The organism is Pseudomonas sp. P4_C8, assembly GCF_056401975.1.
Map to the genome: position 1 here is coordinate 63,483 of NZ_JBFUIH010000004.1, position 26,899 is coordinate 90,381.

General features: G+C 57.3%; 23 protein-coding genes. 8 read left to right on the forward strand and 15 right to left on the reverse strand.

Annotated features, from left to right (window positions below; genetic code table 11):
* Nucleotides 1-17: 17 nt before the first annotated feature.
* The 3 genes from AC1DWM_RS03345 to AC1DWM_RS03355 all read right to left on the reverse strand — a co-directional run bounded on the left by AC1DWM_RS03345 (nt 18) and on the right by AC1DWM_RS03355 (nt 2,975).
* Entirely contained in the window at nt 18-995 is a 978-nt protein-coding gene (locus tag AC1DWM_RS03345; protein ID WP_477794616.1) for a sugar kinase, read from the reverse strand.
* Nucleotides 988-1,770, reverse strand: a complete 783-nt coding sequence (locus tag AC1DWM_RS03350) for a sugar phosphate isomerase/epimerase family protein (protein ID WP_477794617.1) — start codon at nt 1,768-1,770, stop codon at nt 988-990. The genes AC1DWM_RS03345 and AC1DWM_RS03350 overlap by 8 nt, the downstream gene beginning before the upstream one ends.
* A gap of 179 nt (nt 1,771-1,949) precedes the next feature.
* Nucleotides 1,950-2,975: a LacI family DNA-binding transcriptional regulator gene (locus tag AC1DWM_RS03355; protein WP_477794618.1), complete on the reverse strand. Its 1,026-nt coding sequence runs from the start codon at nt 2,973-2,975 to the stop codon at nt 1,950-1,952.
* Between the two features lie 230 nt (nt 2,976-3,205).
* Here AC1DWM_RS03355 and AC1DWM_RS03360 point away from each other — a divergent pair, with 230 nt between their 5' ends.
* The 3 genes from AC1DWM_RS03360 (at nt 3,206) to AC1DWM_RS03370 (ending at nt 8,587) form a co-directional block, all read left to right on the forward strand.
* Complete coding sequence (locus AC1DWM_RS03360; protein WP_477794619.1) at nt 3,206-4,024, forward strand: hypothetical protein; 819 nt, start codon at nt 3,206-3,208, stop codon at nt 4,022-4,024.
* Between the two features lie 92 nt (nt 4,025-4,116).
* Nucleotides 4,117-6,111 carry a hypothetical protein gene (locus AC1DWM_RS03365; RefSeq protein WP_477794620.1) on the forward strand — a complete coding sequence of 665 codons (1,995 nt, stop codon included), beginning with the start codon at nt 4,117-4,119 and terminating at the stop codon, nt 6,109-6,111.
* Nucleotides 6,112-6,337: 226 nt separating this feature from the next.
* Nucleotides 6,338-8,587, forward strand: a complete 2,250-nt coding sequence (locus AC1DWM_RS03370) for an autotransporter outer membrane beta-barrel domain-containing protein (protein ID WP_477794621.1) — start codon at nt 6,338-6,340, stop codon at nt 8,585-8,587.
* Nucleotides 8,588-8,660: 73 nt separating this feature from the next.
* Here the strand turns inward: AC1DWM_RS03370 and AC1DWM_RS03375 are convergent, their stop codons facing one another.
* The 5 genes from AC1DWM_RS03375 to AC1DWM_RS03395 all read right to left on the reverse strand — a co-directional run bounded on the left by AC1DWM_RS03375 (nt 8,661) and on the right by AC1DWM_RS03395 (nt 15,580).
* The gene (locus tag AC1DWM_RS03375) at nt 8,661-9,161 is read right to left on the reverse strand and encodes a hypothetical protein (protein ID WP_477794622.1); all 501 of its coding nucleotides are present in this window, start codon (nt 9,159-9,161) and stop codon (nt 8,661-8,663) included.
* Between the two features lie 287 nt (nt 9,162-9,448).
* Entirely contained in the window at nt 9,449-10,324 is an 876-nt protein-coding gene (locus tag AC1DWM_RS03380; protein ID WP_477794623.1) for a hypothetical protein, read from the reverse strand.
* Nucleotides 10,325-10,463: 139 nt separating this feature from the next.
* A complete protein-coding gene (locus AC1DWM_RS03385; protein WP_223513551.1) occupies nt 10,464-11,102 on the reverse strand; it encodes a DUF1345 domain-containing protein in 639 nt (212 codons plus the stop codon).
* A 206-nt stretch (nt 11,103-11,308) separates the two neighbouring features.
* On the reverse strand, nt 11,309-14,407 hold the full coding sequence (locus AC1DWM_RS03390; protein WP_477794624.1) for a multidrug efflux RND transporter permease subunit: 3,099 nt from the start codon (nt 14,405-14,407) through the stop codon (nt 11,309-11,311).
* A gap of 15 nt (nt 14,408-14,422) precedes the next feature.
* Complete coding sequence (locus AC1DWM_RS03395) at nt 14,423-15,580, reverse strand: efflux RND transporter periplasmic adaptor subunit (protein WP_223513569.1); 1,158 nt, start codon at nt 15,578-15,580, stop codon at nt 14,423-14,425.
* A 305-nt stretch (nt 15,581-15,885) separates the two neighbouring features.
* On the opposite strand from AC1DWM_RS03395, the gene AC1DWM_RS03400 reads away from it, so the two are divergent.
* Together AC1DWM_RS03400 and AC1DWM_RS03405 are read left to right on the forward strand one after the other, a co-directional pair.
* On the forward strand, nt 15,886-16,587 hold the full coding sequence (locus AC1DWM_RS03400; protein WP_452626691.1) for a response regulator: 702 nt from the start codon (nt 15,886-15,888) through the stop codon (nt 16,585-16,587).
* 4 nt (nt 16,588-16,591) lie between these two features.
* On the forward strand, nt 16,592-17,893 hold the full coding sequence (locus tag AC1DWM_RS03405) for an ATP-binding protein (protein ID WP_223513575.1): 1,302 nt from the start codon (nt 16,592-16,594) through the stop codon (nt 17,891-17,893).
* A 158-nt stretch (nt 17,894-18,051) separates the two neighbouring features.
* Here the strand turns inward: AC1DWM_RS03405 and AC1DWM_RS03410 are convergent, their stop codons facing one another.
* The 3 genes from AC1DWM_RS03410 to AC1DWM_RS03420 are packed head-to-tail and all read right to left on the reverse strand — an operon-like array spanning nt 18,052 to nt 19,910.
* The gene (locus AC1DWM_RS03410; RefSeq protein ID WP_223513577.1) at nt 18,052-18,819 is read right to left on the reverse strand and encodes an anti-sigma factor family protein; all 768 of its coding nucleotides are present in this window, start codon (nt 18,817-18,819) and stop codon (nt 18,052-18,054) included.
* Nucleotides 18,816-19,313: an RNA polymerase sigma factor gene (locus tag AC1DWM_RS03415; protein WP_223513891.1), complete on the reverse strand. Its 498-nt coding sequence runs from the start codon at nt 19,311-19,313 to the stop codon at nt 18,816-18,818. The genes AC1DWM_RS03410 and AC1DWM_RS03415 overlap by 4 nt, the downstream gene beginning before the upstream one ends.
* Before the next feature lie 54 nt (nt 19,314-19,367).
* Nucleotides 19,368-19,910 carry a tetratricopeptide repeat protein gene (locus AC1DWM_RS03420; RefSeq protein ID WP_223513578.1) on the reverse strand — a complete coding sequence of 181 codons (543 nt, stop codon included), beginning with the start codon at nt 19,908-19,910 and terminating at the stop codon, nt 19,368-19,370.
* A gap of 395 nt (nt 19,911-20,305) precedes the next feature.
* Between AC1DWM_RS03420 and AC1DWM_RS03425 the strand changes: the two genes are divergently transcribed.
* Both AC1DWM_RS03425 and nudC read left to right on the forward strand, forming a co-directional pair.
* Complete coding sequence (locus AC1DWM_RS03425) at nt 20,306-21,118, forward strand: crotonase/enoyl-CoA hydratase family protein (RefSeq protein ID WP_223513580.1); 813 nt, start codon at nt 20,306-20,308, stop codon at nt 21,116-21,118.
* Nucleotides 21,119-21,124: 6 nt separating this feature from the next.
* On the forward strand, nt 21,125-21,955 hold the full coding sequence (nudC, locus tag AC1DWM_RS03430; RefSeq protein WP_223513582.1) for an NAD(+) diphosphatase: 831 nt from the start codon (nt 21,125-21,127) through the stop codon (nt 21,953-21,955).
* Here the strand turns inward: nudC and AC1DWM_RS03435 are convergent.
* The 3 genes from AC1DWM_RS03435 to AC1DWM_RS03445 form a co-directional block, all read right to left on the reverse strand.
* Entirely contained in the window at nt 21,923-22,702 is a 780-nt protein-coding gene (locus tag AC1DWM_RS03435) for a TSUP family transporter (RefSeq protein ID WP_223513583.1), read from the reverse strand. The two genes, nudC and AC1DWM_RS03435, sit on opposite strands and share 33 nt — an antisense overlap.
* A gap of 221 nt (nt 22,703-22,923) precedes the next feature.
* Nucleotides 22,924-23,400, reverse strand: a complete 477-nt coding sequence (locus tag AC1DWM_RS03440) for a nuclear transport factor 2 family protein (protein ID WP_477794625.1) — start codon at nt 23,398-23,400, stop codon at nt 22,924-22,926.
* Nucleotides 23,401-23,456: 56 nt separating this feature from the next.
* Nucleotides 23,457-24,020 (reverse strand): TetR/AcrR family transcriptional regulator, encoded by a 564-nt coding sequence (locus AC1DWM_RS03445; protein WP_223513585.1) that lies wholly within the window; start codon nt 24,018-24,020, stop codon nt 23,457-23,459.
* Nucleotides 24,021-24,234: 214 nt separating this feature from the next.
* On the opposite strand from AC1DWM_RS03445, the gene pssA reads away from it, so the two are divergent.
* Nucleotides 24,235-25,578: a CDP-diacylglycerol--serine O-phosphatidyltransferase gene (gene pssA / locus AC1DWM_RS03450; RefSeq protein ID WP_477794626.1), complete on the forward strand. Its 1,344-nt coding sequence runs from the start codon at nt 24,235-24,237 to the stop codon at nt 25,576-25,578.
* On the opposite strand, the gene AC1DWM_RS03455 is transcribed toward pssA, so the two are convergent.
* A complete protein-coding gene (locus AC1DWM_RS03455; RefSeq protein ID WP_223513587.1) occupies nt 25,535-26,752 on the reverse strand; it encodes an MFS transporter in 1,218 nt (405 codons plus the stop codon). The two genes, pssA and AC1DWM_RS03455, sit on opposite strands and share 44 nt — an antisense overlap.
* Nucleotides 26,753-26,899 lie beyond the last annotated feature (147 nt).

Genomic DNA, 26,899 nt, shown 5'->3' on the forward strand with positions numbered 1-26,899 from the left:
TTAGTGACTGCAAGCTCCTACAGGTCCTGTAGGAGCAGAGCTTGCTCGCGATTGACGCCCTCAAATTCAGCGGACATTTCGAACCGGGTCGGCAAACCCTCCATATCCCCCCGACTCCGCACCGCACGGCTACCAATCCAGTTGGCCCGCCGCACCGCATCGGCAACGGTTTGGTTTTCCAGCAGCGCGCTGATCATGCCGACGGCAAAACCATCACCAGCGCCGACCGTATCGACCACGGTTGCCACCGGCACACCGGCGACAAATCCCTGATCTACAGGTGTGCGGTAATACGCGCCCTGCGGGCCCAGCTTGATCGCCACCGCTTCAGCACCGAGATCAAGGTAAAACGCCGCAATATCCGCCGGGTCTTCAAAACCGGTCAGCAAGCGACCTTCACTCAACCCCGGCAGCACCCAATGGGCGAGGGCGGCAAGGCGGTTTATCTCGGTGATCATTAACCGTTCGCTGGCCCACAGGCTTGGGCGCAGGTTCGGGTCGAAGGACACACTGCGCCCGGCATGGCGCATGCGCGTCATCAACTCAAAGGACATTTCCCGTGCGGATGCGGACAACGCTGGCGGAATGCCGGTGGCGTGCAAGTGCCGGGCATTGAGAAGTTGCGGGGTAATCGACTGCACCGACAAATGACTGGCCGCCGAACCGCGACGGAAATATTCAACCGCCGGATCGCTGCCATCGTCAGTGCGGGACTTGAGCTGAAACCCGGTCGGGTGCGCCGGGTCGATGGCGACATGGCTGCAATCCAGGCCTTCTTTGCGCAACGTGTCTACGACAAACCGCCCCAACGAATCGGCGCCCACCCGGCTCAACCACGCCACGTTGAATCCAAGTCGTGAAAGGCCAATCGCTACGTTGCTGTCCGCCCCGGCAATACGTTTGTGGAACTGGCCGACGTCGGCCAGATCACCGCTTTGCTCGGCGACAAACATCGCCATGGTCTCGCCGAACGACAGGATATCGAACTCAGACATGCGCACTCTCCAACCGGGGTTGACCAAGGTGGGCGAGGGTGGCGACGTGCTCGCGGGTCAATTGCACCAGGTCATCGCCTTGCAGCGGGTATTCCGCCGCCCGCATAACGCCTTGGGTCATGTGGCGCAACAGTTGTTCCCACAGTTGCACGTCGCTGGGCGTCGGCGCGATCGCGACCAGCTTGCCGTCGGCACGGCGTGTCACCGCTTTGCAGTGCACGTAACCGACATGCCGACCGAGCAGCCGTGCGGCGCTGGCGGCGGACTGGTCTTGCCATTGCCAGTTGCCGATGTCGAAGGTCATTTTGATTGGCAACCGTTGTTGCTCGACCTCGCCGAAGAAGCGTTGAAACGGTTCGATTCGGCCGCCGTGCAAGGTCTGGTCGTTTTCCACCAGCAACTGCACCGGGCTCTGAGCAAGGACGCGGCTCAATGCCTGCAGATCATTGTTGTCGGTGAAGTAACCCAGGGACACTTTCAGCCATTTGGCGCCGAACGTTTGGGCACGCTCAAGCGTGGTGAACAGTTCGGGATTGGGTTTGGACTGACCGGCCAGCCACAGTTCCATCGGGGCGGAGTAGATGCATTCCAGACCTTGGGATCGGCTGTCGTCAGCCAGTTGCAGCGGGTTTTCATCCGTCAGCAACTCTTCGCGCCATTCAATTTGCGTGGCACCGGCAGCGGCCAATATGTCGATAAAACTGCCTTGGCCGCGTTGGCGCACGAGGTCCGCGCCGTAGCTGGACAGGCTGATGGAAACGGGTGGTTTATTCATTGTTTTATACCTCTGAAACCGGTTTCATTTTTGTTCAAAAAAATGGCTAGCTGAATGATGTGGTGTTCTTCAGGGCCTCTTCGCGGGCAAGTCGAATCGTCGCACCGCCGCTCCTACAGGTTTTGTGAACGCCACAGATCTCTGTAGGAGCGGGCTTGCCCGCGAAGAGGCCCGAACATTCACCGCAAATTTCCAAGGGTCGACCCCCGCACAACCAACCGCGCCGAAAAATCCAGGGTCCGCACCGCCCCGACATCCCCGCGCAACCGCTTGAGCAAACACTCAAACGCACTCGCACCAATGTCTTCCGTCGGCTGAGCAAGCGCGGTAATCCCGCTGCCCACCAGCGGATACCAATCCAGATCATCCAATGCGATCAGCCCCACGTCCGCAAACAGATTGCATCGCAATTCACGCAGCGAATGAGTGCTGGCCAGCGCGGCAATGCCATTGGCACAGAACAAGGCTTTCGGGCCCGGGCCGGGAGTGTTCAAGAATGTTTTTAACTGCGTGGTCAGCTCGCTACCCGTCTCGATCACCGCACCTTTGAATGCCGGGCGCTGCGCGATCTGCGCCTTGAAACTGCTCACCCGCTCGATCCGCGCGCTGGTGCCGTCAAGCGGTTCGGTCACCATCAGCACATCGCGATAACCGCGTTCCTGCAAATGGGCCAGCGCCATATCCACCGCCGCCGGGTTGTCCAGCCCGACCAGGTCGCTCTCCAACTGTTCGACCTTGCGATCCACCAGCACCATCGGCATTTCGCGGTGCAGCACGCGCAGCTCGTCGCGGTGATGACCCAGGGTGTTCACGATCAAACCTTCGATGTTGTATGAGCGCAGCAACGCCAGGTGCTGACGTTCCTGCTCGTCATCGCGGTCGGTGTTGCACACCACCAGGCTGTAGCCGTGTTGACGGCAAGCGGTTTCCACCCCGTGCATTACGGCAATCGAATAAGGGTTACGGATATCGGCCACCAGCATGCCGATCAGGCGGGTACGCCCGCGTTTCAGACCGCGGGCCATCTGGTTCGGGCGATAGCCGAGTTCGGCAATTGACTGCTCGATGCGAAGGGCAGTGGCATCGGAGAGCAGGGCGCGGTCGTCGCCGATGAAGCGCGAAACGCTGGCCTTGGAGACGCCGGCGTGTTCGGCGACGTCGAGCATGGTCACGCGGCTGCGCTGGGCGGCGGAGAAGTCTGTCACGGTGGTTGAACCTTATTATTGGTGGTGGTTGTGAAACCGGTTTCAGAAAACAACATTCCCACGGATGCGTCAAGTCGCAAATGTAGGGAGATGAGGGCGTGTTCCGACGAACGGTGGCTTCACCTGTCAGATATGACAGTAGCCAGCCTTGCTCACGCGGCGCTTAATTTACTTAACCCATGACACCTACCCGACGAACAATGCGCTACGGCCCGATGAGGATTTGTTAGATGCCTTCCCGCCAACCGCTTACTTACGACCCGCCGAAAGTAATTGGCGTCGCCGATCCTGACGTTGATCCGGCGGGACACATCCCTTTTGAGTTACTGGCCCTGGGGATTGATGTAGTTGTTCCGCTTTGGGATAACCCCGCCAAAGAGGACGGAGAACGGGACATCCTGCGTGTTTTTTTTGAACAACCTGGCCAGCCCCAAGTAAAGATTGAAAATACTTATTATCCGCCAGATATAAAGCCAGAGTTCATTATCCATATCGGGCCGGAGTATTTGAAAATTAACGGCCCCGGTAATTTGTGGTATGAACAACTTAATACCGCTGATAATCCGGCCAAGTCTTTTCATCGAACACTGACCGTCGATCATTCGCCAATCATTAAGGACCTTCCTGAGGTCGGTTTTCCCGACGCGAACGGTTGGGGATATATCAATTGCCAGACTGATCCGCCAATGTGGGATGGAATTAAAGTAAAAATTCCACCGCTCAAGGGGTTTGAAGTGGGAGATCGGTGTGAAATTGTATGGCGTGCTTATGCGAGCCTGAATGGTAGCAGTATCCAGTTTCGGYGGGCTTATAAAAAAATCAAGCGCGTTGCTATAAGTGATCAAGATGTCAAGGAAGGGTTTGTGGTGCTGGTTGAGCCCTATGATGTGCATATAAAGCCTATGGAGAATAACGCTTCCGCCGTAGTCAATTACATCATGTATCGCGGCAGCAAAAAGCTAGGGCAGTCGATTCCAGGGCTGGTGAGAGTAGACAGGGTTATAGCGGGTAATGGTCTATGTGGACCTGGTTCACGCAAGCATAAGTGAATGTCGAAGTAGAGTGAATAGTTGCGCACGGAGTCGACGGCTCATTGCCTGGTTCGTTGCGCTATCGATGCTGATAGAAGGAGATTATATAAATGAACGCAAAGGTTGAACTTGGCAATCGGACACGAGCAGCATTCCTGCGACAACAAAATTCCAGAGTTGAAGGTTTGCTTGCGGATCCCCCACCAGCGTCTACCATTACACAACAAACGCTGTTGCCTGATTTACGGATACCAATAGAACATTTGGTAGCGCCGTTGGAGTACACCATTCCAAAGCCAACGGCTGAAGCTGCAGGAGACCTCATACAGCTGTTTATCCGTGTGAAGGATGCTCCTGATTGGGTTGAGCTTCAGGAGTTTATAGCGCTTGATGACGATATTTCTGGTCGGCAATGGCCATTGCCACTTTTAATTCCGGTAGGTTTTCTAATAGAAGAAACTAAGGAGGAACCCCCAACCGAATATGAGTTGCAGTATGTTTATTGGGCTGGCGGCACGAATAATGGGGATTCGCTTATCACCACTTTCGCGGTGGATAAAACTGCTCCATATAAAATAAAAGTTTCAGACACAAACCTAACGCCAGCCGCGCCTACGTGGCCTTTAGATCTGGGGCCGACTGTCCCGATAGATGAGGATTCTCTCGCCAAGTATCAAGATGGAGTCCCCGTCAAAGCGGCTACTTACGGTAATTACCATGCAACAGACAGGGTGAAATTTTTCTGGGGGGTAGCGCCTGATACGGAGCGTGATGAGCCAGTGTTTGAGGGAGTATTGCCCGTATCCCTTGAAGTGAAGATCCCCACTGATGTATTCCGGAACGGGGATGAGGGTAGTAATTCGCTTGTCTATGTAGTGACCGATCTTGCTGGTAACAAAGGCAAAAGATCAAATGCCAGCACGCGGAATGTTGTGTTTTTGCCGGGAATTGATCCATCGACGGTACTTCCGCCAGTTATTCCCCTGGCGAATGGTGTTGGTGGCGATGATTTAATTGATCTCGCCGACAGCCAAATGACAACAGTCGTAGTTCAGGTGCCCAAGCCTAGTGCGCCTAAAGACTCTATTGTTATCTATTGGGGCGCACAACAAATTAGTCCAGAGCAAGAGGTCGGGACTAGCACGGAGCTGACCTTTACTATTCCGTACGATGATATAAAAAGTGATTATGGCAACACCGATGGGGAGGAGACAACGAAAGTTAGCTATAAAATGTTTCGCACTGGCAAAGGCGAAATTGCCACGAATTTTAAAAATATAAAAGTTGATATTTCATATATTGGTCCTGATCCGATTCTGATTGGCCTTGATCCTCCGACGCTTAAAACCACAAAAGGCAATGATGATGAAATATTGGAAGAGGATTATGGTGATAACGGCATCAAGGTCTCGATTAAACTCTTCGCAACCCCCCCTACAGAGGAAGGGTGGCTGATAGATGTTTTTTATGATGATATCAAGGTTGGCGCGACCATTCCGTTAACGACGGACCAGGAAGGCACAACGCTGAGCGTCGACCTTCCATGGCAGACTGTGCTTGCTCAGCAAAGCGGAACCAAGGTTTTACGCTATGTGTTGTTTACAGCAACCGGTAATAACCCAACCCGCTCTCGTACAAAAGATATCATTGTTGAAGAATTCCCAATCGAAATGGCCAAGCCTGAAGTATTAAAGTTGGCAGGGCCGGCAAAGCTTATTGGCTGTTCTACCTTGAACTTTGGATCTGGAGGGGACGGTAACTCCAGGCGAAACCTGCAAGTACGTATTTCTAAAAACAAATTCACTGTGGATAAAGAAACCATTACGTTGACGTGGAAAGGAGAAACCTCCGATACCCCCCCGACACCCATTGAAACTACCGCTACGCATGACATAGATGGCGAGTTTCCTGATGAAGGCGTAGTTATTGAAATAGGTACTTATTTGACCCACTTCAGACCATTGCATGGTGTGGATGGAGTGCTTACCTATTCCATTACCCGCGACGGAGGTGCTGATACACCAGAATCTCTACCTGCGACCCATCGCGTATTTTTAACAAACAGTGAGTTGCAGTATTGCGAAGAGGTGGACCCTTTACCCTGAAATCTTGGTGTTACAACAATGCGGCAGGCTATAACGCCTGCCGCATTATTATACCGTAATACTAATCTGTACTTAGCCTACATGTGGAGCGATTTTACCCGCGTAAAAAAAGGATTAATCCTACAGAACTTTGTGCAGCGTCCAGATAGCCTAGCGACCCTCAAAAAGCAGGCTTGCTCGTGTTCGAGTGCGCCAGCCAAGTGCTATATCAAGGTAGGTGTAAATTATGCGAGGCAAATCTTCATCCATTCTCAAGCAACCGTCGCGGCGAGTATTACTGTGCCCTTCGTTATTGGCACTGTTTACTTCGTTTTCAACGGCGGCGCCTGTCGTTGGAGGAAACGAAACAGTCAATGGCGGCACACCGGAAACCTGGTCCCTGAGCCAAAATGCCACGCTGACGGTCAATGCCAAAACATTAGGCATCACCTCTAATAATTCAACACTTAACGTAAATCCCGGCGGTGTCACGCAACAGATTTCTGCCAATAATGGCTCGAGCGTCAACTTGAAAGGCGCAACCGTAACGGGTGTTGGCGGTCTTGYCGCGGTGCTGTTGAGCAATAGTAATGCTGTAATCGATAACAGCACGGTTAACGGTAACCGACTCGGGTTGCAGGTCGTTAGAAACTCTGCCACTCAGACGGGCTCAACCGCTGTCGTGACCGGTAACAGCACCATCAGCGGCGTATTGGGCGGCGCGTTGGTCAGTGCTTTCAGTACACTTGATGTCACCGATTCCACCATTCAGGGGACCGGCGCGACCAGTTATGGGTTGCAGTTGCAGAGTGGGCACGCAAACGCGACCAACAGCACCATTGTCGGTGGGCAAAACGGTGTACTCATCGGACTTGACCCAAATGAGGTCCAACCCGCTGTACTCAACCTTACAAACACGACTGTCCAGGGAACAAGCGGTCCGGCAATTCTGGTGGATTTCGCCAATGCCTCTACGTCCACAGCTGCCATCACGCTTAACAACTCACGGTTAATTGCAGGAAACGACACCTTGCTGGATGTAAGAGGCGGTGCCGACACAACCATGGTGGTCAATGGCAGCACCTTGTCCGGCAATATCGTGTCTGACCAGAACAGTACGACTCGGCTGACGCTGCAAAATGATTCGGTGTTAACAGGTCGATTGGAAAACGTGGCCAGTGCAACCATTAACGACAGATCCAAATGGGTGTTGGTGGATAACAGCCAGGTTGAAAATCTGATTCTCAATAATGGCGGCTCTGTTGTTTTCGGTGCGGATAACGCGTTCTATCAATTGAATGTCACCAACCTCTCGGGCGATGGCCGGTTTGTGATGGGCACAGATTTCGCCACCGGGCAGACCGATCGGCTGGTTGTGTCGGGAAATGCCAGTGGGAACCATGAGTTGCTGATTTCCAGCAGCGGTGTGGACCCGGCAGCTGGCCAGCCTATTCGTGTGGTCGAAACCGCCGGTGGTGATGCCCGATTCTCTTTGTTCAATGGTGCAGTCGACCTGGGGGCCTTTTCCTATGGGCTGGCGAAAAGTGGTAATGACTGGATCCTCGATCCGACTACCCGGACGGTCAGCCCGGGCGCGCGCTCGGTGCTCGCACTCTTCAATACCGCCTCAACGGTTTGGTTAGGCGAGCTGACATCTTTACGCTCCCGCATGGGGGAACTGCGATACAGAAGTGGTAGCGCGGGCGCTTGGGGTCGTACGTATGGCAACAAGTACAATATCGCCGATGGCTCGGGTGTCGGTTATCAGCAAACCCAGCAAGGTTTCACATTGGGCGCAGACGCACCGTTACCCATCGGGGACGGTCATTGGCTGATAGGCGTGATGGCGGGGCAAAGCAAATCCGACCTGAACCTGGACGCCGGCACCTCGGGAGATGTGCAGAGCTACTATCTGGGTACCTATTTGACCTGGATTGATCCAGTAACCGGTCTCTATTTCGACGGTGTCCTGAAGGTCAATCGTTTTCGCAATGAAGCGAAAGTCAGTTTGAGCGATGGCACCCGAGCCAAAGGCGACTATGACAATACGGGGCTGGGTGGTTCGGTGGAGGTCGGGAAACATATAACCTTCGCCAACGGAAACTTCCTTGAACCCTTCACCCAATGGTCTGCGGTGGTCATTGAAGGCAAGAACTATTCCCTGGATAACGATTTACAGGCCGAAGGTGATCGTACCCGTTCCTTTATCGGTAAGGTCGGCGTGACCGCTGGGCGAAATATCGAGTTGAAGAATGGCGCTATGATTCAGCCCTACCTGCGGGCAGCATGGGCTCACGAGTTTTCCAAAAACAATGAGGTTCAGGTTAACAACAACGTGTTTAATAATGATTTGTCCGGTTCTCGTGCCGAGCTAGGTACAGGGGTTGCTGTGGCTGTGACCAAAAAATTACATATGCATGTTGACTTCGACTACAGCAACGGTAAAAATTTCGAGCAGCCTTACGGGGGAAGCGTTGGCGTTCGATATGAGTTTTAAATAATCCAGTTTGCTGATGAAATAAAAAAGGAAGCTTCGGCTTCCTTTTTTTTATCCTGGTTGTTTGAAAAGTCTACGCAGCGATGGATCGTGTGCGAGAACGACTGGACATTGCAGTATTCTTGTTAGCTGAAAACGTCATGTCTAATGTTAGTGTTTTGTCCACGTCATCGTCGTGGTTTTCAACAACAACGCTCGTTAGTGTTCCGGAAAAAACACCGGTGGTGACATCGTATTTCAATTCGGCCGKTCCCCCGTTTTGGGTGTAAATAACCGGTTTGTCCGGGACGCTATAGTCAGCAAAAGTGATGCGGACAATGTGTGAATTTGATGCCGCGTCGTAGGTGCCGTTGGGCTGTTCCTTGGAAAAGGACAGCGTGATTTCCTTTGTCGTGTGAGGAGGTGTCGTGGTGCGCTGCCGGGCAAACATGACGTAAGCGTCATTATGAAGAGGTGGGTAGGTGCGCTCGTATAGCTCAACCAGACCTGCTTCATACACGTCACTAGTGTTAATCGTTCCGACACAGGTCCCGGCCATTACTGCCTGCCTGGTTGTTGGTGTATTCATCTTCATTTATGCGTTCTCCACAGTCATGACAATAGATATCCCGCTATTAAAGGCAGATTCCGGGATAGCGTATAAAAGCGCTTATTGGACGCCGCTGTAAACTGTCAAACATGACAGTTTACAGCGGCGTGCCAGTGTGTTTTGTATTGCAGTTTAAGTAGCGGCATAACCCTTTTATTAGCCGAACCATACACTTAGCCACACAGAACATGCCAGGAGTAACCCCATGGACCGATTGAGATTTCGACACCATGCCAGCAGCGGGTCTATCAAGGGATGGCACCGATGGATAGTTAAACAAGCCAACGAAACGTGCCTTCTTTTACGGAAACCTTTTTATCGGGATCGCCTACGCCTTCGGCGTCGAACGAAAGACGGCCTTCAAGATGCTTGTCGGTAGGGTCGGATGCGAGGTACAGCTCCCCACTGATCGCTGTAAAAACCTCGGAAGACTGATTGGGTGTGACGTAAGCGGCGCGGATAAGTGCTTTGTCCTCGGCGAAACTGTACCGCCCTGCTTTTACGCCGTCCTTGATGAAGAGGGTGATACGGTGCTGCCTGGGTGGGAGCGGTTCCCAAACGGACTGATCCGCAGTGAGTGCCAGTTCTTGATTGACGTGTTTGACATTTATGGAATCAGACACGAATTTCTGGCTGATACCACCTGTCAAGGTCGCGGTGAGTTGACCTTGTTTAGTCCGCGGGAGGATATGTTTAGCATTCGTGATGCCAGTCAAGTCAAAGTTCGCATCGGTGATAGTGATGGTTTCACTTCCGAAACTCGCAGTGCAACGGAAAGAGCCTTTCATTCTTTGCTCGATAGCGAAATAAGCCACCGTGAGCGTTCCTTCAACCGACGTATACGGGCTATGGCCGCCGTCTACGTAACGCCAATACCTTGCTGTAGCCAGATCAGATGCTTTCATCTGATAGGTGCTGGTTTGGCCGTCCCCGGGAATGTCGCCTGGTACATACAGGTCAATGCCTTTGAACGCGTGTGGCTGGGAGGCAGGCCGTTGAGTTGCCCCCAAATACCAAAGGCCTTTGTCCTGGTCTTTGTAAAACTGCATTTCCAGGGGATCGCCAACGAAATGGCCATCGACATCGGTACTGGCAGTAAACGTACCGGTTGTTGAATGTTTCGACTCATCAGGTTTAGTAGAAAGCATGATGTTGCTCCTTGGCTAATGGATCCGGCAGGAAAAGGTTTCCTGCCTGCCCAAAACTATGCCAGGCGCAATCGCTGCGAAACTGTCAAAGATGACAGGTATAAAGGAATGGTCTGCTATCGCGCTTCGAAATCAATCATCAGAAAAGCCCCGCAGCGATGTTGATCGAAAACCCGAGAATCGCCGTATTGAACACAAAGCCGATCAGCGACTGCGCCAGCACAATTTTGCGCATCTCCCGCGTTGCCACGCTGACATCCGAGGTCTGCACCGCGACGCCGATGGTGAACGAGAAGTACAGGAAGTCCCAGTAATCAGGGTTGTCCAGCCCCTCCGCAAAGCGTAACGCCAAGTCTTTGCCGTCCCACGTGTAAAACAAACGGGCGTAGTGCACGCTGAAAATCACCCCGATCAGCAGCCACGAACCGATGACGCTTAGTGCGGTAAATCCGTAATGCAGCCACTTGCGAGTGGTGTCCAGGTCTGTGCTGCCAGCCAGTTCGTAGGTGATGGTGGCCAGGCTGGCAAGCGCTGCGATGCACACCACCAACAGGACCAGCCCGGCGTTTTCGTCTTCGATCTCGGCGATGCGCTTCACATCTGGCGCCTTGGCGCGGACTGCGAGCCACAGCATCAGGATCAAATAAGTCCAGACCCCGACATTCCAGCCGACGAGAATTTTACCAACGACTGTATCGGCAGGCACCAGAATGCTTGTCGCCACCCCCAGGATGGTGGCGGCAGACAGGCGAGGGTGGGTGCGGGCGAGGAAGGGCATGGAGGCTCGATGCGTCAGGGCTTTGCAAATACCTTAGCCCAGTGCAGTCGGTTGTGACCACAACCCTGAAGCCGATGCAAAACACTGTGGGAGCGAGCCTGCTCGCGATGGCGGTATAACAGCCAACAGTGATGTTGAATGTTATGGCCTCTTCGCGGGCAAGTCGGATCGCCGCACCGCCGCTCCGACAGGGGAAATGTTGTTGGTCAGGTGGTTTTATGGCGCTTGCGCACCAACTTCATCACCACCACAAAAAACACCGGCACAAACACCACCGCCAGCGTCGCCGTGATCATCCCGCCAATCACCCCCGTACCAATCGCTTGCTGACTCGCCGAGCTGGCCCCGGTGGCAATTGCCAATGGCACCACGCCGAGGATAAACGCCAGCGACGTCATCACAATCGGCCGCAGTCGCAAGCGCGCGGCTTGCAGTGTTGCATCGATCAGATCATGACCTTCGTCATACAGGCTCTTGGCGAATTCAATGATGAGGATCGCGTTCTTCGCCGACAACCCGATGATGGTGATCAGCCCGACCTTGAAGAATACATCGTTGGGCATCCCGCGAAGGGTCACGGCCAATACCGCGCCGAGCACACCCAGCGGCACCACCAGCAGCACCGAGGTCGGAATCGACCAGCTCTCATACAATGCCGCCAGGCACAGGAACACGATCAGCAACGACAGGCCGAGCAGAATCGGCGCCTGACTGCCGGACAAGCGTTCCTGCAAAGACAACCCGGTCCATTCCTGACCCAATCCCGCCGGGCCCAGTGCAACCAGTCGCTCGATTTCCGCCATGGCTTCGCCGGTACTGTGGCCCGGTGACGGTTCGCCGGAAATGGCGATGGCGGGGTAACCGTTGTAGCGGGTCAGTTGCGCCGGGCCCTGGGTCCATTTGGCCTGGACGAAGGCCGACAACGGCACCATTTTCCCCGCGTTGTTGCGCACGTGCATCTTCAACAGATCGGCCACCTGGCTGCGTTGATCGCCTTCGGCCTGCACCACCACCCGCTGCATGCGCCCCTGATTGGGAAAGTCGTTGATGTAAGCCGAACCGACGGCGGTGGACAGCGCATTACCGATGTCGGCAAAGGACACGCCCAGCGCATTGGCTTGCTTGCGGTCGACTTCCAGTTGCACTTGCGGCGCTTCGGCCAAAGCACTTTCACGCACGTTCATCAGGATCGGGCTTTTCTCGGCAGCGGCGAGCAGTTCACTGCGTGCCTGCATCAGCGTGGCATGGCCAAGGCCTCCACGGTCCTGCAAGCGGAACTCGAAACCGCTGGAAGTGCCGAGGCCGTCAACCGGCGGTGGCAGAACGGAGAAAACCACGGCGTCCTTGATCTGACTCAATGCGACATTGGCCCGGTCGGCAATCGAACTCGCTGAATCGTCACTGTCGCGTTCAGACCAGTCCTTGAGTGTGGCAAAAGCCAGCGCGGCGTTCTGCCCGCTGCCCGAAAAGCTGAAGCCAAGAATGATGGTGCTGTCGCCAATGCCCGGTTCCGTGGCGTTATGCGCTTCTATCTGTTCAACCACCTGCACCGTCCGGTTCTTGCTTGCACCGGGTGGCAGTTGAATGTCGGTGATGGTGTAACCCTGGTCCTCGACCGGCAGGAACGAGGAGGGTAGGCGACTGAAACACACCGCCAGACCGATCAGCAGCACGCCATAGATCAGCAGGTAACGCCCGCTGCGTTTCAGTGCGTAGGCGACCCAACGTTGATAGCGTTCGGTCAAACGGTCAAAACCCCGATTGAACCAGCCGAAGAAACCGCTTTTCTCGTGATGCTCACCCTTGGCAATCGGCTTCAGCAGTGTCGCGCACAACGCCGGGGTCAACGTCAGCGCAAGAAACGCGGAGAACAGGATCGAGGTGGCCATGGACAACGAGAACTGCCGGTAAATCACCCCGACCGAACCTTGCATGAACGCCATCGGAATAAACACCGCCACCAGTACCAGCGTGATGCCGATGATCGCTCCGGTGATCTGCTTCATGGCCTTGCGCGTCGCCTCCTTGGGCGACAGGCCTTCGGTGGCCATGATGCGCTCGACGTTCTCCACCACCACAATGGCGTCGTCCACCAGAATACCGATGGCCAGTACCATACCGAACATGGTCAGCACGTTGATCGAGAACCCCAGCGCCAACATGGTCGCGAACGTGCCCATCAGCGCCACCGGCACCACCAGCGTCGGGATCAGCGTATATCGGATGTTTTGCAGGAACAGAAACATCACCGCAAACACCAACAGCATCGCCTCGCCAAGGGTGTAAACCACTTTGGTGATCGAGACCTTGACGAAGGGCGAGGTGTCGTAAGGGATCTTGTATTCCACGCCGGCCGGGAAGTAGCGCGACAGTTCGTCCATCTTCGCGCGCACCAGCGTGGCGGTGCTCAGGGCATTGGCCCCCGGCGCCAGTTGCACGCTGACAGCGGTCGACGGTTTGCCGTTCAGGCGGGTAGAGAAATTGTATTCCTGGCTGCCGATCTCGACCCGTGCGACATCGCCGATGCGCACGGTAGAGCCATCGGGGCTGGCCTTGAGGACGATGTCAGCAAATTCTTGCGGCGTCGACAACTGGCCCTTCACCAAAATGGTCGCGGTGATTTCCTGTGTGGTGCGGGTCGGCAGGTCGCCGATGCTGCCAGCGGACACCTGGGCGTTTTGCGCGACAATGGCCGCGTTGACGTCGGCCGGGGTCAGGTTGAAACCGATCAGCTTCTGCGGGTCGATCCAGATGCGCATGGCCCGTTCGGCACCATACAACTGCGCCTTGCCGACGCCGTCCAGGCGCTTGATCTCGTTCATCACGTTGCGCGCCAGGTAATCGCTGAGCGCCACGTCGTCGAGCTTGCCGTCGCTGGAGGTGAGGGTGACCAATAGCAGGAAGCCGGCGGAGACTTTTTCTACTTGCAGGCCTTGCTGAATGACCGCTTGCGGCAGCCGCGACTCCACCACCTTGAGGCGGTTTTGCACATCGACCTGAGCCATTTCCGGGTCAGTGCCCGGTTGGAACGTGGCCTTGATGGTGGCGCTGCCAAGGCTGCTTTGCGACTCGAAGTACAGCAAATGATCGGCACCGTTGAGTTCTTCCTCGATCAGGCTGACCACGCTCTCGTCCACGGTCTGCGCCGAAGCGCCAGGGTACACGGCGTAAATTTCGATTTGCGGCGGCGCGACGTCGGGGTACTGCGCCACCGGTAACTGCGGAATGGCCAGTGCGCCGGCCAGCAGGATGAACAAGGCAACCACCCAGGCAAATACCGGGCGATCAATAAAGAACTGCGGCATAAAAAAGCGTCCTGCTTACTGACCAGAAACCTGGGCAAGTGGAAGAGGGGTACTGTCGATCTGGACCTGCTCACCGGGGCGTGCGTGTTGCAGGCCTTCGATGACAATGCGGTCGCCAGGCTTGAGACCGCCGGTGACGATCCAGCGATCGTCCTGCACCGCGCCCAGTTCAACCGGTTGCAAGCCAACGCGCTCCTCGGCGTCGAGCAGCAACACTTGCGCAATACCGGCGCTGTCACGCTGGATCGCCCGTTGCGGCACGCTGATGCCTTGCTGGTTCACCGCTTGCTCGAGGCGTACACGGACGAAACTGCCGGGTAGCAAGTCGAGGTCCGGGTTGGGGAACTCGCTGCGCAGGATGATCTGGCCAGTGCCGGGGTCCACGGTAATGTCGGTGAACAGCAGCTTGCCCGGTAGCGGGTAGAGGCTGCCGTCGTCCTGGATCAACGTGGCTTTGGCTTGACCCTGACCGACTTGCTGCAACTGGCCGGAGCGGAAGGCCCGGCGCAGGTCGTTGAGTTCGCGGGTCGACTGGGTCAGGTCGGCATGAATGGGGTTGAGCTGCTGAATCAGCGCCAGTGGCGTGGTTTCGTTCTGCCCGACCAGCGCGCCTTCGGTCACCAGTGCACGGCCGACGCGCCCGGAAATCGGCGCGGTGACCGTGGCGTAACCGAGGTTGAGTTTCGCCCGCTCCACGGCCGCTTTGTTGGCGGCGACATCCGCTGCGGTTTGCCGCACGTTGGCACGGGCGTTGTCGTAATCCTGGCCGCTGATGGCGTTGCCTTCGATCAACTGGGCATAACGCTGCTCTTGCAGACGGGCCTGGAACGCATTGGCCTCGGCTTTGCGCAACGCGGCTTCGGCGCTGTCCAGGTCAGCCTTGAACGGGGCCGGATCGATACGGAACAGCACGTCGCCTTTTTTCACATCGCTGCCTTCATTGAAGGTGCGTTGCAGCACGACGCCGGCGACACGGGCGCGGACTTCGGCCATCCGTGGCGCAGCAATCCGCCCGCTGAGTTCGCTGGTGATCGACAGAGGCCGGGCTTCGATGGTTTCGATACGCACGGTGGCCAGCGGTGCCTGTTCTTCGGCGTTGGAGGACTTGTCACAGGCGCTCAGCGTCAGCACCAGTGCAAGCAGGCCGAACGCGGCAAGCAGATTCTTTGACATGGAAATACCCCAATATTGACCCCCCGCATCCTACGGGGAGCCGACGAGGGTAGCGGTGAAGCTTTGTTGGTGCTGTGTGAAATTGTGTAAGGGTTTTGCTCAGGCGGGGGTGAGGGCGTATATCCTTCGCAGCTTGAAACTTTTTGCGACGGTCAGGCCGCTTTCGCCGGCAAGCCGGTCTCGCTCCCACAGGTGATTGGGGCTGTTCACAGAATCTGTGTTCACACCAAATCCCTTGTGGGAGCGAGACCGGCTTGCCGGCGAAAGCGGACTATCAGTCGCCACTGCACTTTCTGGAAACACCCATGCCCAACATCCTCTTGGTCGAAGACGACACCGCGCTCTCCGAACTGATCGCCAGCTACCTGGAACGCAACGGCTATTCAGTCAGCGTGATCAGCCGTGGCGACCACGTGCGTGAGCGCGCGCGGGTCAATCCCCCGGACCTGGTGATCCTCGACCTGATGCTGCCGGGCCTCGACGGTCTGCAAGTCTGCCGCTTGCTGCGCGCAGATTCGGCCACGCTGCCGATCCTGATGCTCACCGCCCGCGACGACAGCCACGATCAAGTCCTGGGCCTGGAAATGGGCGCCGATGATTACGTCACCAAGCCCTGCGAGCCCCGTGTTTTGCTGGCCCGCGTACGCACGCTGTTGCGCCGCAGCAGCCTTGGCGAGCCGCAGGCCGTCAACGACCGTATCCTCATGGGCAACCTGTGCATCGACCTGTCCGAGCGCACCGTGACCTGGCGCGAGCAACTGGTCGAGCTGTCCAGCGGCGAGTACAACCTTTTAGTGGTGCTGGCTCGTCATGCCGGCGAAGTGCTGAGCCGCGACCAGATCCTGCAACGCCTGCGCGGCATCGAGTTCAACGGCACCGACCGCTCGGTGGATGTGGCGATTTCCAAGTTGCGGCGCAAATTCGACGACAACGCGGGCGAGGCGCGCAAGATCAAGACCGTGTGGGGCAAGGGTTACCTGTTCAGCCGTTCAGAGTGGGAATGCTGAGACGATGTTCAGGATTCTGTTTCGCCTGTACCTGGTGACCATCGTTTCGTTCAGCGCGGCGATTTATCTGGTGCCAGACCTGGTGATCAAGGTTTTCCATGAGCGCTTCGTCACCTACAACCTCGACTATTCGCGCGGCTTGCAAACCCTCATCGTCAAACAATTCCACGCCGTGCCCGAAGCGCAATGGCCGGCAATGGCGGTCGAGATGGACAAGGATTTCGCCCCGCTACACATCGTGTTGACGCGCAATGACGATCCCGATTTCACCCTGTTCGAGCGCGAAAGCCTGCAGCGAGGCGAGAACGTGGTGCGCATCGGCGACTGGGGCTGGCGCACCCTGGCCGTGGCGCCGCTGAACGAGCAATTGGTCGTACAAATGGTTGTGCCGCCGGACCCAATGGACGTCAGCCTGTTGTACTGGAGCATCAACGTGCTGATCGGTGCGACCATGCTCGCGTGCCTGCTGCTGTGGCTGCGCCCACACTGGCGCGATCTGGAACGCCTCAAGCGCACCGCCGAACGTTTCGGCAAAGGCCTCTTGAGCGAGCGCACGCAGATTTCCCGACACTCCAACATCGGCAGCCTGGCCAACGTCTTCGACACCATGGCCGGCGACATCGAAAACCTGCTGAACCAGCAGCGCGACTTGCTCAATGCGGTGTCCCACGAACTGCGCACGCCGCTGACCCGTCTGGACTTCGGCCTGGCCCTGGCACTGTCCGACGATTTGCCCACGGCCAGCCGCGAGCGCTTGCAAGCGTTGGTCGCGCACATCCGCGAACTCGATGAGTTGGTCCTGGAGTTGCTGTCCTACAGCCGCCTGCAAAACCCGGCACAGTTGCCGGAACAGATTGAAGTGTCGCTGGATGAGTTTATCGACAGCATCCTGGGGAGCGTTGATGAAGAACTGGAGTCGCCGCACGTCGTGATGGACGTGCGGCTTCACGGCCAACTCGAACGCTTCACGCTTGACCCGCGCCTGACCGCCCGCGCGATTCAAAACCTGCTGCGCAATGCCATGCGCTATTGCGAAAAACGCATTCAGATTAGTGTGCAAGTGTGCGCGAAGGGCTGTGAGATATGGGTGGATGACGATGGGATCGGCATTCCGGATGATGAGCGGGAGCGGATCTTCGAACCGTTTTATCGGCTGGATCGCAGTCGGGATCGAGCGACGGGTGGTTTTGGCCTGGGACTGGCGATCAGCCGTCGGGCGCTGGAAGCGCAAGGTGGCACACTGACAGTCGAACCGTCGCCTCTGGGCGGCGCACGGTTCCGTTTGTGGTTGCCCACTCAAACCTGACGCCTTCTTTGTAGCAGCTGCCGAGCCCGCGAGGCTGCGTTCGAGGACACAGTCCTCGTAAAATCAGGCAACCGGTTATTTCAGAAAAACCACACAACCCCGATTCGCGAGGACTACGTCCTCGAACGCAGCCTCGCGGGCTCGGCAGCTGCTACAGGCTACGTGCTAAACCGGGTTCGCAACAATTTCGCCATGTCCTCCAGCTCCGACGCCGGGTTGTGTCCGATCAGCATCCAGGCGTGTTCCATGTCTGCCCAGTACACGACGTTCATGCCATGCCGGCGTTCGCGGGCGAAGTGTCGACTGCCGCTGTTGGAGCGGGTCGCACACAGCGCAATCGGGCCATGCACCGGGTCGAGGTAGGTTATCTGCGCAATGGGCACACCCTCGTATTCAAGGATTTGAGCGCGCCGGAATTCGGACCGTGGCAGTAGCAGTTTTGCCGGCGACAGGTTCAGGCCCAGGCGCGTGTCGATGACTTGCAGTTGCGCCCTTTGCGTGGATTCATCGCTGGGTAAGTGCTCCAGGGTTTCGGGCACGTAGAGCGACATGTAATCCGCCACCAGCCCGCGCCAATTGGGCTTTTGTTGGCTCGATTGCCAACTGAGGAACAAACGGTCCGCCACCACGCTGCCGACCACCAGACTGGCCGCGGCCGCGAGAAACCAGCGGCGATTCATCGACGGGCGCTCAGGGGACGGTAATCTGTCGAGCATGAGCTGCAATCGGTCCCGGGGCGCCTGTTGGCCCATTTCGGCATAAGCCTCCTTGAACGGCAGGCTGCTGCGGGCCAGCCATTGCAGGCGCAGGTTGAGCGTCGAGTCTTCGGCGAGGGCCGTGTCGATGCGAGTGCGTTGTTCGACATCGAGTTGGTCGTCGAGATAGGCCACGAGTTGCTCGTCTGAGGGTGTGGCGCGATCGTTCATCGACGTTCTCCCGTGAAAGGGTTCGGTACGGCATGCAGCGGTGGATATTCGGCCAGTTTTACCCGTGCAGCGGCCAGCCGGCTCATGACCGTGCCAATAGGCACTTGCAGCACCTCGGCGACTTCGCGGTACGACAAACCTTCGACGTACGCCAGGTACACCGTTTCGCGTTGGGTTTCGGGCAACGCGTCCACTCGCCGGATCACTTGAGCCGCGCGCACATGGGTTTGCGCCGCGTGCTCGCCGTCAAACGACAACTGGCTTTCGGCATCCACCAATCCCTGACCCTGGCGTACCCGTCGGGAGCGTACTTCGTTGAGCCAGATCGAATGCAGAATGCTCAGCAGCCAGCGGTCCATGCGCGTCTCGGGGTCAAACTGCCCGGCACGTTCAAGCGCCCGCACGCAGGTCGACTGCACCAGGTCTTCGGCCACATGTCGTTGCCGGGACAACAACAAGCCATAGCGCCACAAACGCGCTAAATGCTGGCCCAGTTCGGCCCTGATTGTTTGATCGCTGGCGATGGCGACCTCCGTCTGTACTAGGTGTCAGGTTTTCGATGAATCGTTAATGGCTTCGGCCAGGTCCTGGTATTCCTCGCAGGTGCTGCCGCAGATCGATTTGATGTGCTGCAACTGTTCTTGAGCCAGGTCCAGCCGTCCTTTGATCACATACGCTTCGCCGAGGTATTCGCGTACTTTCGCATACCGCGGGTCGAGTTTGACCGATTGCAGGTAGTAACCGATGCCTTCGTCGGTGCGCCCCAGTTTACGCGTGGCGTAACCGCGATAGTTCAAGGCTTTGGCAGTATTTGGTTCTTTTAGCGTATCGAGCAGGGCCAAGGCTTCTTCGTAACGACCGTCCTTGGCCAGACGATAGGCGTAATTGGTGCGGTCGTCGTCCGGCACCAGACTGCTGGTTTGTTTGAGGCATTTTTGCGATCTGGAGTCGAAGACCTGACCTTTAGGGCAGTTGGGTTTGGCGGGCGCGTCATCGTCGCCATGGGCCACGGCCAGCGAACTGGTCAGCGCAGCCGTCAGACAACCGGCAAGCAGCAGCGGGGCGGTGAAAACAACAAAGCGCGCGTTCATGGGCAAGGCTCCAAGGGTTACGGGTTTCGGTTAAAACCACGATCGTTTTGGGTCATGTAATAAGAACACCGCAGTGAGAACAATTATTCATTTCTATCTGGCGATTTTTGCAAGGAAAACGCAAACCCTGGCGCTATGTTCGACAGCATTATTATCCCGGTGCCTTCGTTGGCGTTTGTGGGGTGAAGGGCGGTTAAATCGGCGGTGTGGCCTTCGCGAGCAGGCTCGCTCCCACACAAATCCCCTGTAGGAGCGAGCCTGCTCGCGAAAGGGCCGACCCAGACACCACAAAACTCTGCCGAGTCCCGTTTTTGGCCGAACCACTGCCTTACTCCCCCCACCCATGCCTTGTTATAGTCCGGGCCTCATTTTTTGCCCGGTAAAAGGATCACTGCATGTCTCAGTACACTGCGTTCACCGTCGAACTCGCCGACAACATCGCCCATGTGCAGATCAACCGCCCGGAAAAGATCAACTCGATGAACGCCGCGTTCTGGAGCGAGATCATCGAGATTTTCCAGTGGGTCGACGACACCGACGAAGTTCGCGTGGTAGTCCTCAGCGGCGCCGGCAAGCATTTCTCCTCCGGCATCGACCTGATGATGCTGGCCGGCGTAGCCAATGAACTGGGCAAGGATGTCGGTCGCAACGCGCGCCTGCTGCGCCGCAAGATCCTCGCCCTGCAAGCCTCCTTCAACGCTGTCGATAATTGCCGAAAACCGGTACTGGCCGCGATTCAGGGCTATTGCCTGGGTGGGGCGATTGATCTGATCGCCGCGTGTGACATGCGTTACGCCGCCGAAGACGCGCAATTCTCCATCAAGGAAATCGACATCGGCATGGCGGCCGACGTCGGTACGTTGCAACGCTTGCCGCGCATCATCGGTGACGGCATGCTGCGTGAACTGGCTTACACTGGTCGCACCTTTGGCGCCGACGAAGCGCGCAACATCGGCCTGGTCAATCGCGTCTACAGCGACAGCGCCAGCCTGCTGGATGGCGTCATGAGCATTGCCTGGCAAATCGCCAGCAAGTCACCGATTGCGGTCACCGGTACCAAAGAGATGATCAGTTACATGCGCGACCATCGCATCGATGACGGCCTCGAATACGTCGCCACCTGGAACGCCGCCATGCTGCAATCCACTGACTTGCGCGTGGCCATGGCTGCCCATATGAGCAAACAGAAACCCGAATTTCTGGATTGATTAAAAATGACTTCACGCTGGACCACCGCAGTACTGGACACTGATCAACCCGGCGGCTGGGCCGTGGCCCGCAGCCCGGAAGGCTTCCTGTTCGATGACAATGGCGCACTGTTTCCGCGCGAATGGCTCAAGCGTCAGGACCTGTCGATTCTCGCCGAGCATGGCATTGGCCATCTGGACGGAGAGGCGGTCTATCTGCTGGAACTGCGCAGTTCCAGCGACGTTGCGGGTTGCAACTGGAAAGGTCTGCGGGCGTTCATGCTTGAAGGCGATCACACGGTGTACAAGGTGCTTGGTTACGCCGCGCAGATTGGCACCTGGTACCGTGAGCATCGCTTTTGTGGCAACTGCGGTCAGGCGGCAACGCAAGTTCCGCGTGAGCGGGCTATGTACTGCGAACCGTGTGATTTGCGCTATTACCCGCGCATTTCGCCGAGCATGATCGTGCTGGTGACCCGTGGCGATGAAGTGTTGCTGGCCCGTTCGCCGCGTTTCGTCAGTGGGGTCTACAGCACGCTGGCCGGGTTTGCCGAACCGGGTGAGTCGGCAGAGGATTGCCTGATTCGCGAGGTTCGCGAGGAAGTGCAGATCGAGGTCAAGAACATCCAGTATCTGGGCAGCCAGTGCTGGCCGTTCCCGCATTCGATGATGCTGGGTTTCCATGCCGAGTACGCCGGTGGCGAGATTGTCTGTCAGGAAGACGAAATCGAAGACGCCCAGTGGTTCAACGTTCACGCGCTGCCGCCGTTGCCGGCATCGCGCTCGATTGCCCGTTACCTGATTGATGTCTATGTGGCGCGGCGCTTAGGCCACGCTGAACCAGTGCTGCCAGGCTAAGCGTACGGTCAAGCCCAGCACCACGGTGATGAACACCGGTCGAATGAACTTCGCGCCGCCACTGATGGCGGTGCGAGCCCCGAAGAACGCACCGACCATCACCGACAGGCCCATGCTCAGGCCGATGATCCAGTCCACCTGCCCGGAAAACACAAACACCGACAGCGCCGCAATGTTGCTGACGAAGTTCATGCTGCGCGCCACGCCGCTGGCCTTCACCAGATCGATGGGGTACATCAGCAGGCTGCTGACGGTCCAGAACGCACCCGTGCCGGGTCCGGCCACGCCGTCGTAGAAACCGAGGCTGAAACCTTGGGTCGATTGCCACTTTTTCTTGATCGGTGCATCGCTGTCCAGCGGTGCCTTGGGTGTGCCGCCGAACAACAGATACACGCCGCAGGCGAAGACGATCACCGGGAGCATTTTGTTCAGCCACTCGGCCGGCAAGTAATGCGCGACCACGGCGCCGGTTAATGCGCCGATCAGTGTGCCGACGATGGCGTGCACCCACTGCCGGGGATGGAACAGCTTGCGACGGTAGAAGGTAAAACTGGCGGTGGCCGAGCCGAAGGTCGAACTCAACTTGTTGGTGCCCAGCACCAGATGCGGCGGCAGGCCGGCGGTCAGCAGTGCCGGGGTGGTCAGCAGACCGCCACCCCCGGCAATCGCGTCGATGAAACCGGCAATAAAGGCAACAACGGCCAGAATGGCCAAAGTGGTGAGGTCAACGCTGAGTTCGAAAGGCATGGAATCGGCTTATTCGGCGGGGTGCAGGAAAGGGCTGCGGGGAAGGGCCGGTATCTTACCTAGATCCGACTTCTGCGGCGACCCGTCTGGATCCCACATTGGATCTATGCCTCACCCGAATCCCTGTAGGAGCCGGGCTTGCCCGCGATGGCGATGTCACAAGCAACTGAAGTGTTGAATGTGGTACCGCCATCGCGGGCAAGCCCGGCTCCTACAGGATCCTATAGACCGAGGTCAGACAGCCCTGGGTGATCATCCGGCCGGCGCCCCAGCGGCCAGTGGTATTTGCGCTCGCTTTCCTTGATCGGCAGGTCGTTGATGCTGGCAAACCGATTGGCCATCAGCCCGTTCTCGTCGAACTCCCAGTTTTCGTTGCCGTAGGAGCGGAACCAGTTGCCCGAGTCGTCGTGCCATTCATAGGCATAACGCACAGCGATTCGGTTGCCGGTGAAGGCCCAGAGTTCCTTGATCAAGCGATAATCCAGTTCCTTGGCCCATTTGCGGGTCAGGAAACTTTTGGCTTCTTCACGGTTGTTTGCGAACTCGGCGCGGTTACGCCATTTGGTGTCCAGGGTGTAAGCCAGCGACACGCGTTCCGGGTCGCGAGAGTTCCAGCCGTCTTCGGCCAAGCGAACTTTTTCGATGGCCGATTCACGGGTGAAGGGCGGTAATGGAGGACGAACTTCAGCGTTAGACATGTATAGTCTCCCAGTAAAATTAAAGTTCAAACACGTTGTCGGGCTTATATGAAGTGTTACAAGTCCAATAACTTTCGCGCCATGCATTGCGCATTATCGGCAGCACTGTGATCACCCATGACAAGCGCCACGGTAATGGCACCGTCGATCAGGATCAGCAGCTGTTTGGCCAGCGTGTCCGGGTCGGTAGCGCCATGTTCGGTGCAGAGCTCGCGCACGTAGTCGAGCAGCTTTTGTTTGTGTTCTTTGGCGACCAGGCGAACCGGGTCTTGCGGGTCGCCGGTTTCGCCGCTGGTGTTGATGAAGGCGCAACCGCGGAAGCCTTCCGAGGTGAACCAGCCCTTGAGCACGGTAAACAGGTTGAGCAGCCGGTCGGCGGGTGTTTCAGCCTGATCGACGGCGTTCTTGTACCAGTGCATCCAGCGTACATCGCGGCGTTGCAGGGCCGCGACAGTCAGTTCTTCCTTGTTGGCGAAGTAGCGGTAAATACTTTTTCTGGAGACGCCAGCGGTTTTCACCAGAAGGTCCATGCCGGTGGCCGCGATGCCACTTTTGTAGATCAACTTTTCGGTGACATCCAGAATGATGTCGCGTGTGTCGTTGCTGGTTAATTTGTTCATGTGGCGAACAGTAGAACGATCGTTCTCCTTGGTCAACCTAAAATTTTATCGCCTGGAATGCCGCCATCGCGAGCAGGCTCGCTCCCACAGGGGATCGCATTTCAAATGTGGGAGCGAGCCTGCTCGCGAAGGGGCCCTCAACAACACCGGAAGACCCGAACCGATCCATGGTGTAAGCTCATGAATTCTCTGGATTCGACCCACTGCGAGCCCTATGCCGTCGCTTTTCAAACGCTCTCTGCTGCCCAAACTGCGCAGTTYTCCGCTGACCGCCGATGCCGTCACCATCCTTTCCGGCGCTGCCGAGTTTCGTCGTTGCCTGCTGGAGAAAATCGCCCAGGCCACGCACCGCATCTATATCGTCGCGCTGTATCTGCAACAGGATGAGGCCGGCCAGGAAATTCTCGATGCCTTGCACGCCGCCAAACTCGCGCGTCCGGAACTGGACGTAGTCGTGGTGGTGGACTGGCTGCGCGCCCAGCGCGGTCTGATTGGTGCCGGCAAGCAACCCGGCAACTCGGCGTGGTATCAGGAAGCGACCCGCACCCGTGCAAGTGAAGTGCCGGTGTATGGCGTACCGGTGCAAACGCGCGAACTGTTCGGCGTGCTGCATTTGAAGGGCTTCGTGATCGATGATTGCGTGATTTACAGCGGTGCGAGCCTGAACAACGTTTACCTGCACAAATTCGATAAATACCGATTCGACCGATATCACGTACTGCAGAACCAGGCGCTGGCCAATTCTATGCAGCATCTGATCCAGCACGGTTTCATTGCGTCCAAAGCCGTGCACCGTCTCGATTTGCCGAACCTGCCGACCACCCGTAGCCTGCGCCACGACATCGGCGACTTGCGTAGCCGACTCAAGCACGCGACGTACGACACCACGGCGGGCACCACGCTGAAGGGCGGTTTGTCGGTTAGCCCGTTGCTTGGAGTTGGCAAGAACAATCCATTGAACCGGGTGATTTGCGAGTTGATCGCCAGTGCCCAGCACCAACTGACCATCTGCACGCCGTACTTCAACCTGCCGTTGGCAGTGACCCGGGAAATCAACCGGGCGCTGGGTCGGGGCGTGAAGGTCGACATTGTGGTCGGCGACAAAACCGCCAACGATTTCTACATCCCGCCGAGCGAGCCGTTCAAGGTGATCGCAGCGCTGCCGTATCTGTACGAGATCAGCCTGCGACGCTTTGCCAAAAAGCATCAGCACAGCATCGACAGCGGCAAACTGAACCTGCATTTGTGGCGTGATGGCGACAACACCTATCACCTCAAAGGTATGTGGATCGACCAGCGCTATACCTTGCTGACCGGCAACAACCTCAACCCGCGGGCCTTCCGTCTTGATTTGGAAAACGCGCTGCTGATCGATGACCCGAAGGGCGAATTGCTTGAGCCACGCAAGGCCGAACTGGTCGAAATTTTCCAGAACACCAGCCGCATCGAGCGTTACCAGGACCTCGAAACGCTGCTGGACTACCCGCCGGCCGTGGCCAAGTTCCTTACGCGCGTCAGTCGGGTGCGGATTGAGCGTTTGCTCTATCGGATTCTGTAACGCTTAACGCTGCCGGGGGCTTTGGCCACAGGGCCACCAATAGCAGCAGCGCAGCGGCCACCAGGTAGGGCAGGCGTGGTTCGAGGTCATAGATCAACGTGGCCGCCAACGGCCCGATGACCACGCCAAACCCTTGCGCCGCGCCAATGGAGCCTGCGGTCGCGCCTTGCTCCGAGGCGTCCACGGCATTCGCTGCCAGTGCGGCGAATGACGGAAAAACCAGCCCCATTCCGCCCGCCGAAACGAAAAAGCACAGCCACAAACCCCACGCGGTATTCGCAAGGATGCTGCCAGCAAATCCCACGGATGCCACCAGCGCACCGGCGCGGATCAACCGCAGCGGCGGCCATTCGAGACGGCGCACCACCAATTGCGCAAAGATCAATGCAAAACCGACCATGGTCAGCGCAATGCCCGCCGTTTGCGCGGCGTCGGCCGGGCTCATGCCGAGCCGGTCCAGGGCGAAGAAACCGACGGTGATCTGCGCGATCGACACACACAGCATCGCCACAAATGCGACCGCCATAGGCCGGCGCAGGCGTGGGTCGTTCAGGCGCACCTTGCGCGGTGCTTGCCGCAGGTGCAGTTCCTGGCCCTTGAGCTTGAAGCGCAACACCAGAAAGGCCAGCAACGGCAGGACGGCCATGGCATAGAACGGCAGGCTCAAACTGAAACGCGACAGCAACGCGGCGATGGCCGGCCCGATCACCAGGCCGCAGGCGTTGGCGGCGCCCAAAGCCGCCATGGCTTTGGCACGGTGTTGCGGTTCGATGTTGTCAGCAATCAATGCGTTGCCACCCACCGGGATCGCTGCGTAGAACACGCCGATCAATCCGCGCCCGATCATCAAGCCGATAAACCCCAGCAGTGCCGACGGCAGTAAGCGCAAGGACGCGTCGATGAACAGGCACAAGGCCCAATAGGCGAGGGTGAAGCCAGCTGTGGCGATCAATAGAATACGTCGCCGACCATAGCGGTCACTGGCCTGGCCCCAAGGGCGGGCGAGCAGCATCCAGATCACCCCGGACACCGTCACCGCCGCACCGGCCTGCCAGGTGGCAAGGCCCAGTACCCGGGCAATCGGGCCGATCAGCGAGACGAACGCCATCATCGACATGGAGCAGGCCATGTTGGCAACCATTAAGGGGCGCAGGTCGAAGGCGGGGGTGGTCATGGGTGAGTCTTCCGTGAGCTTTTATAGTTTGCGGGAGATGGTAGCGCGGGTTAGGTGCAAGCTGGAGGAATATCGGTGGCAGTGATAATGCCATCGCGGGCAAGTCGAATCGTCGCACCGCCGCTCCTACAGGAGTTCTGGCCCACA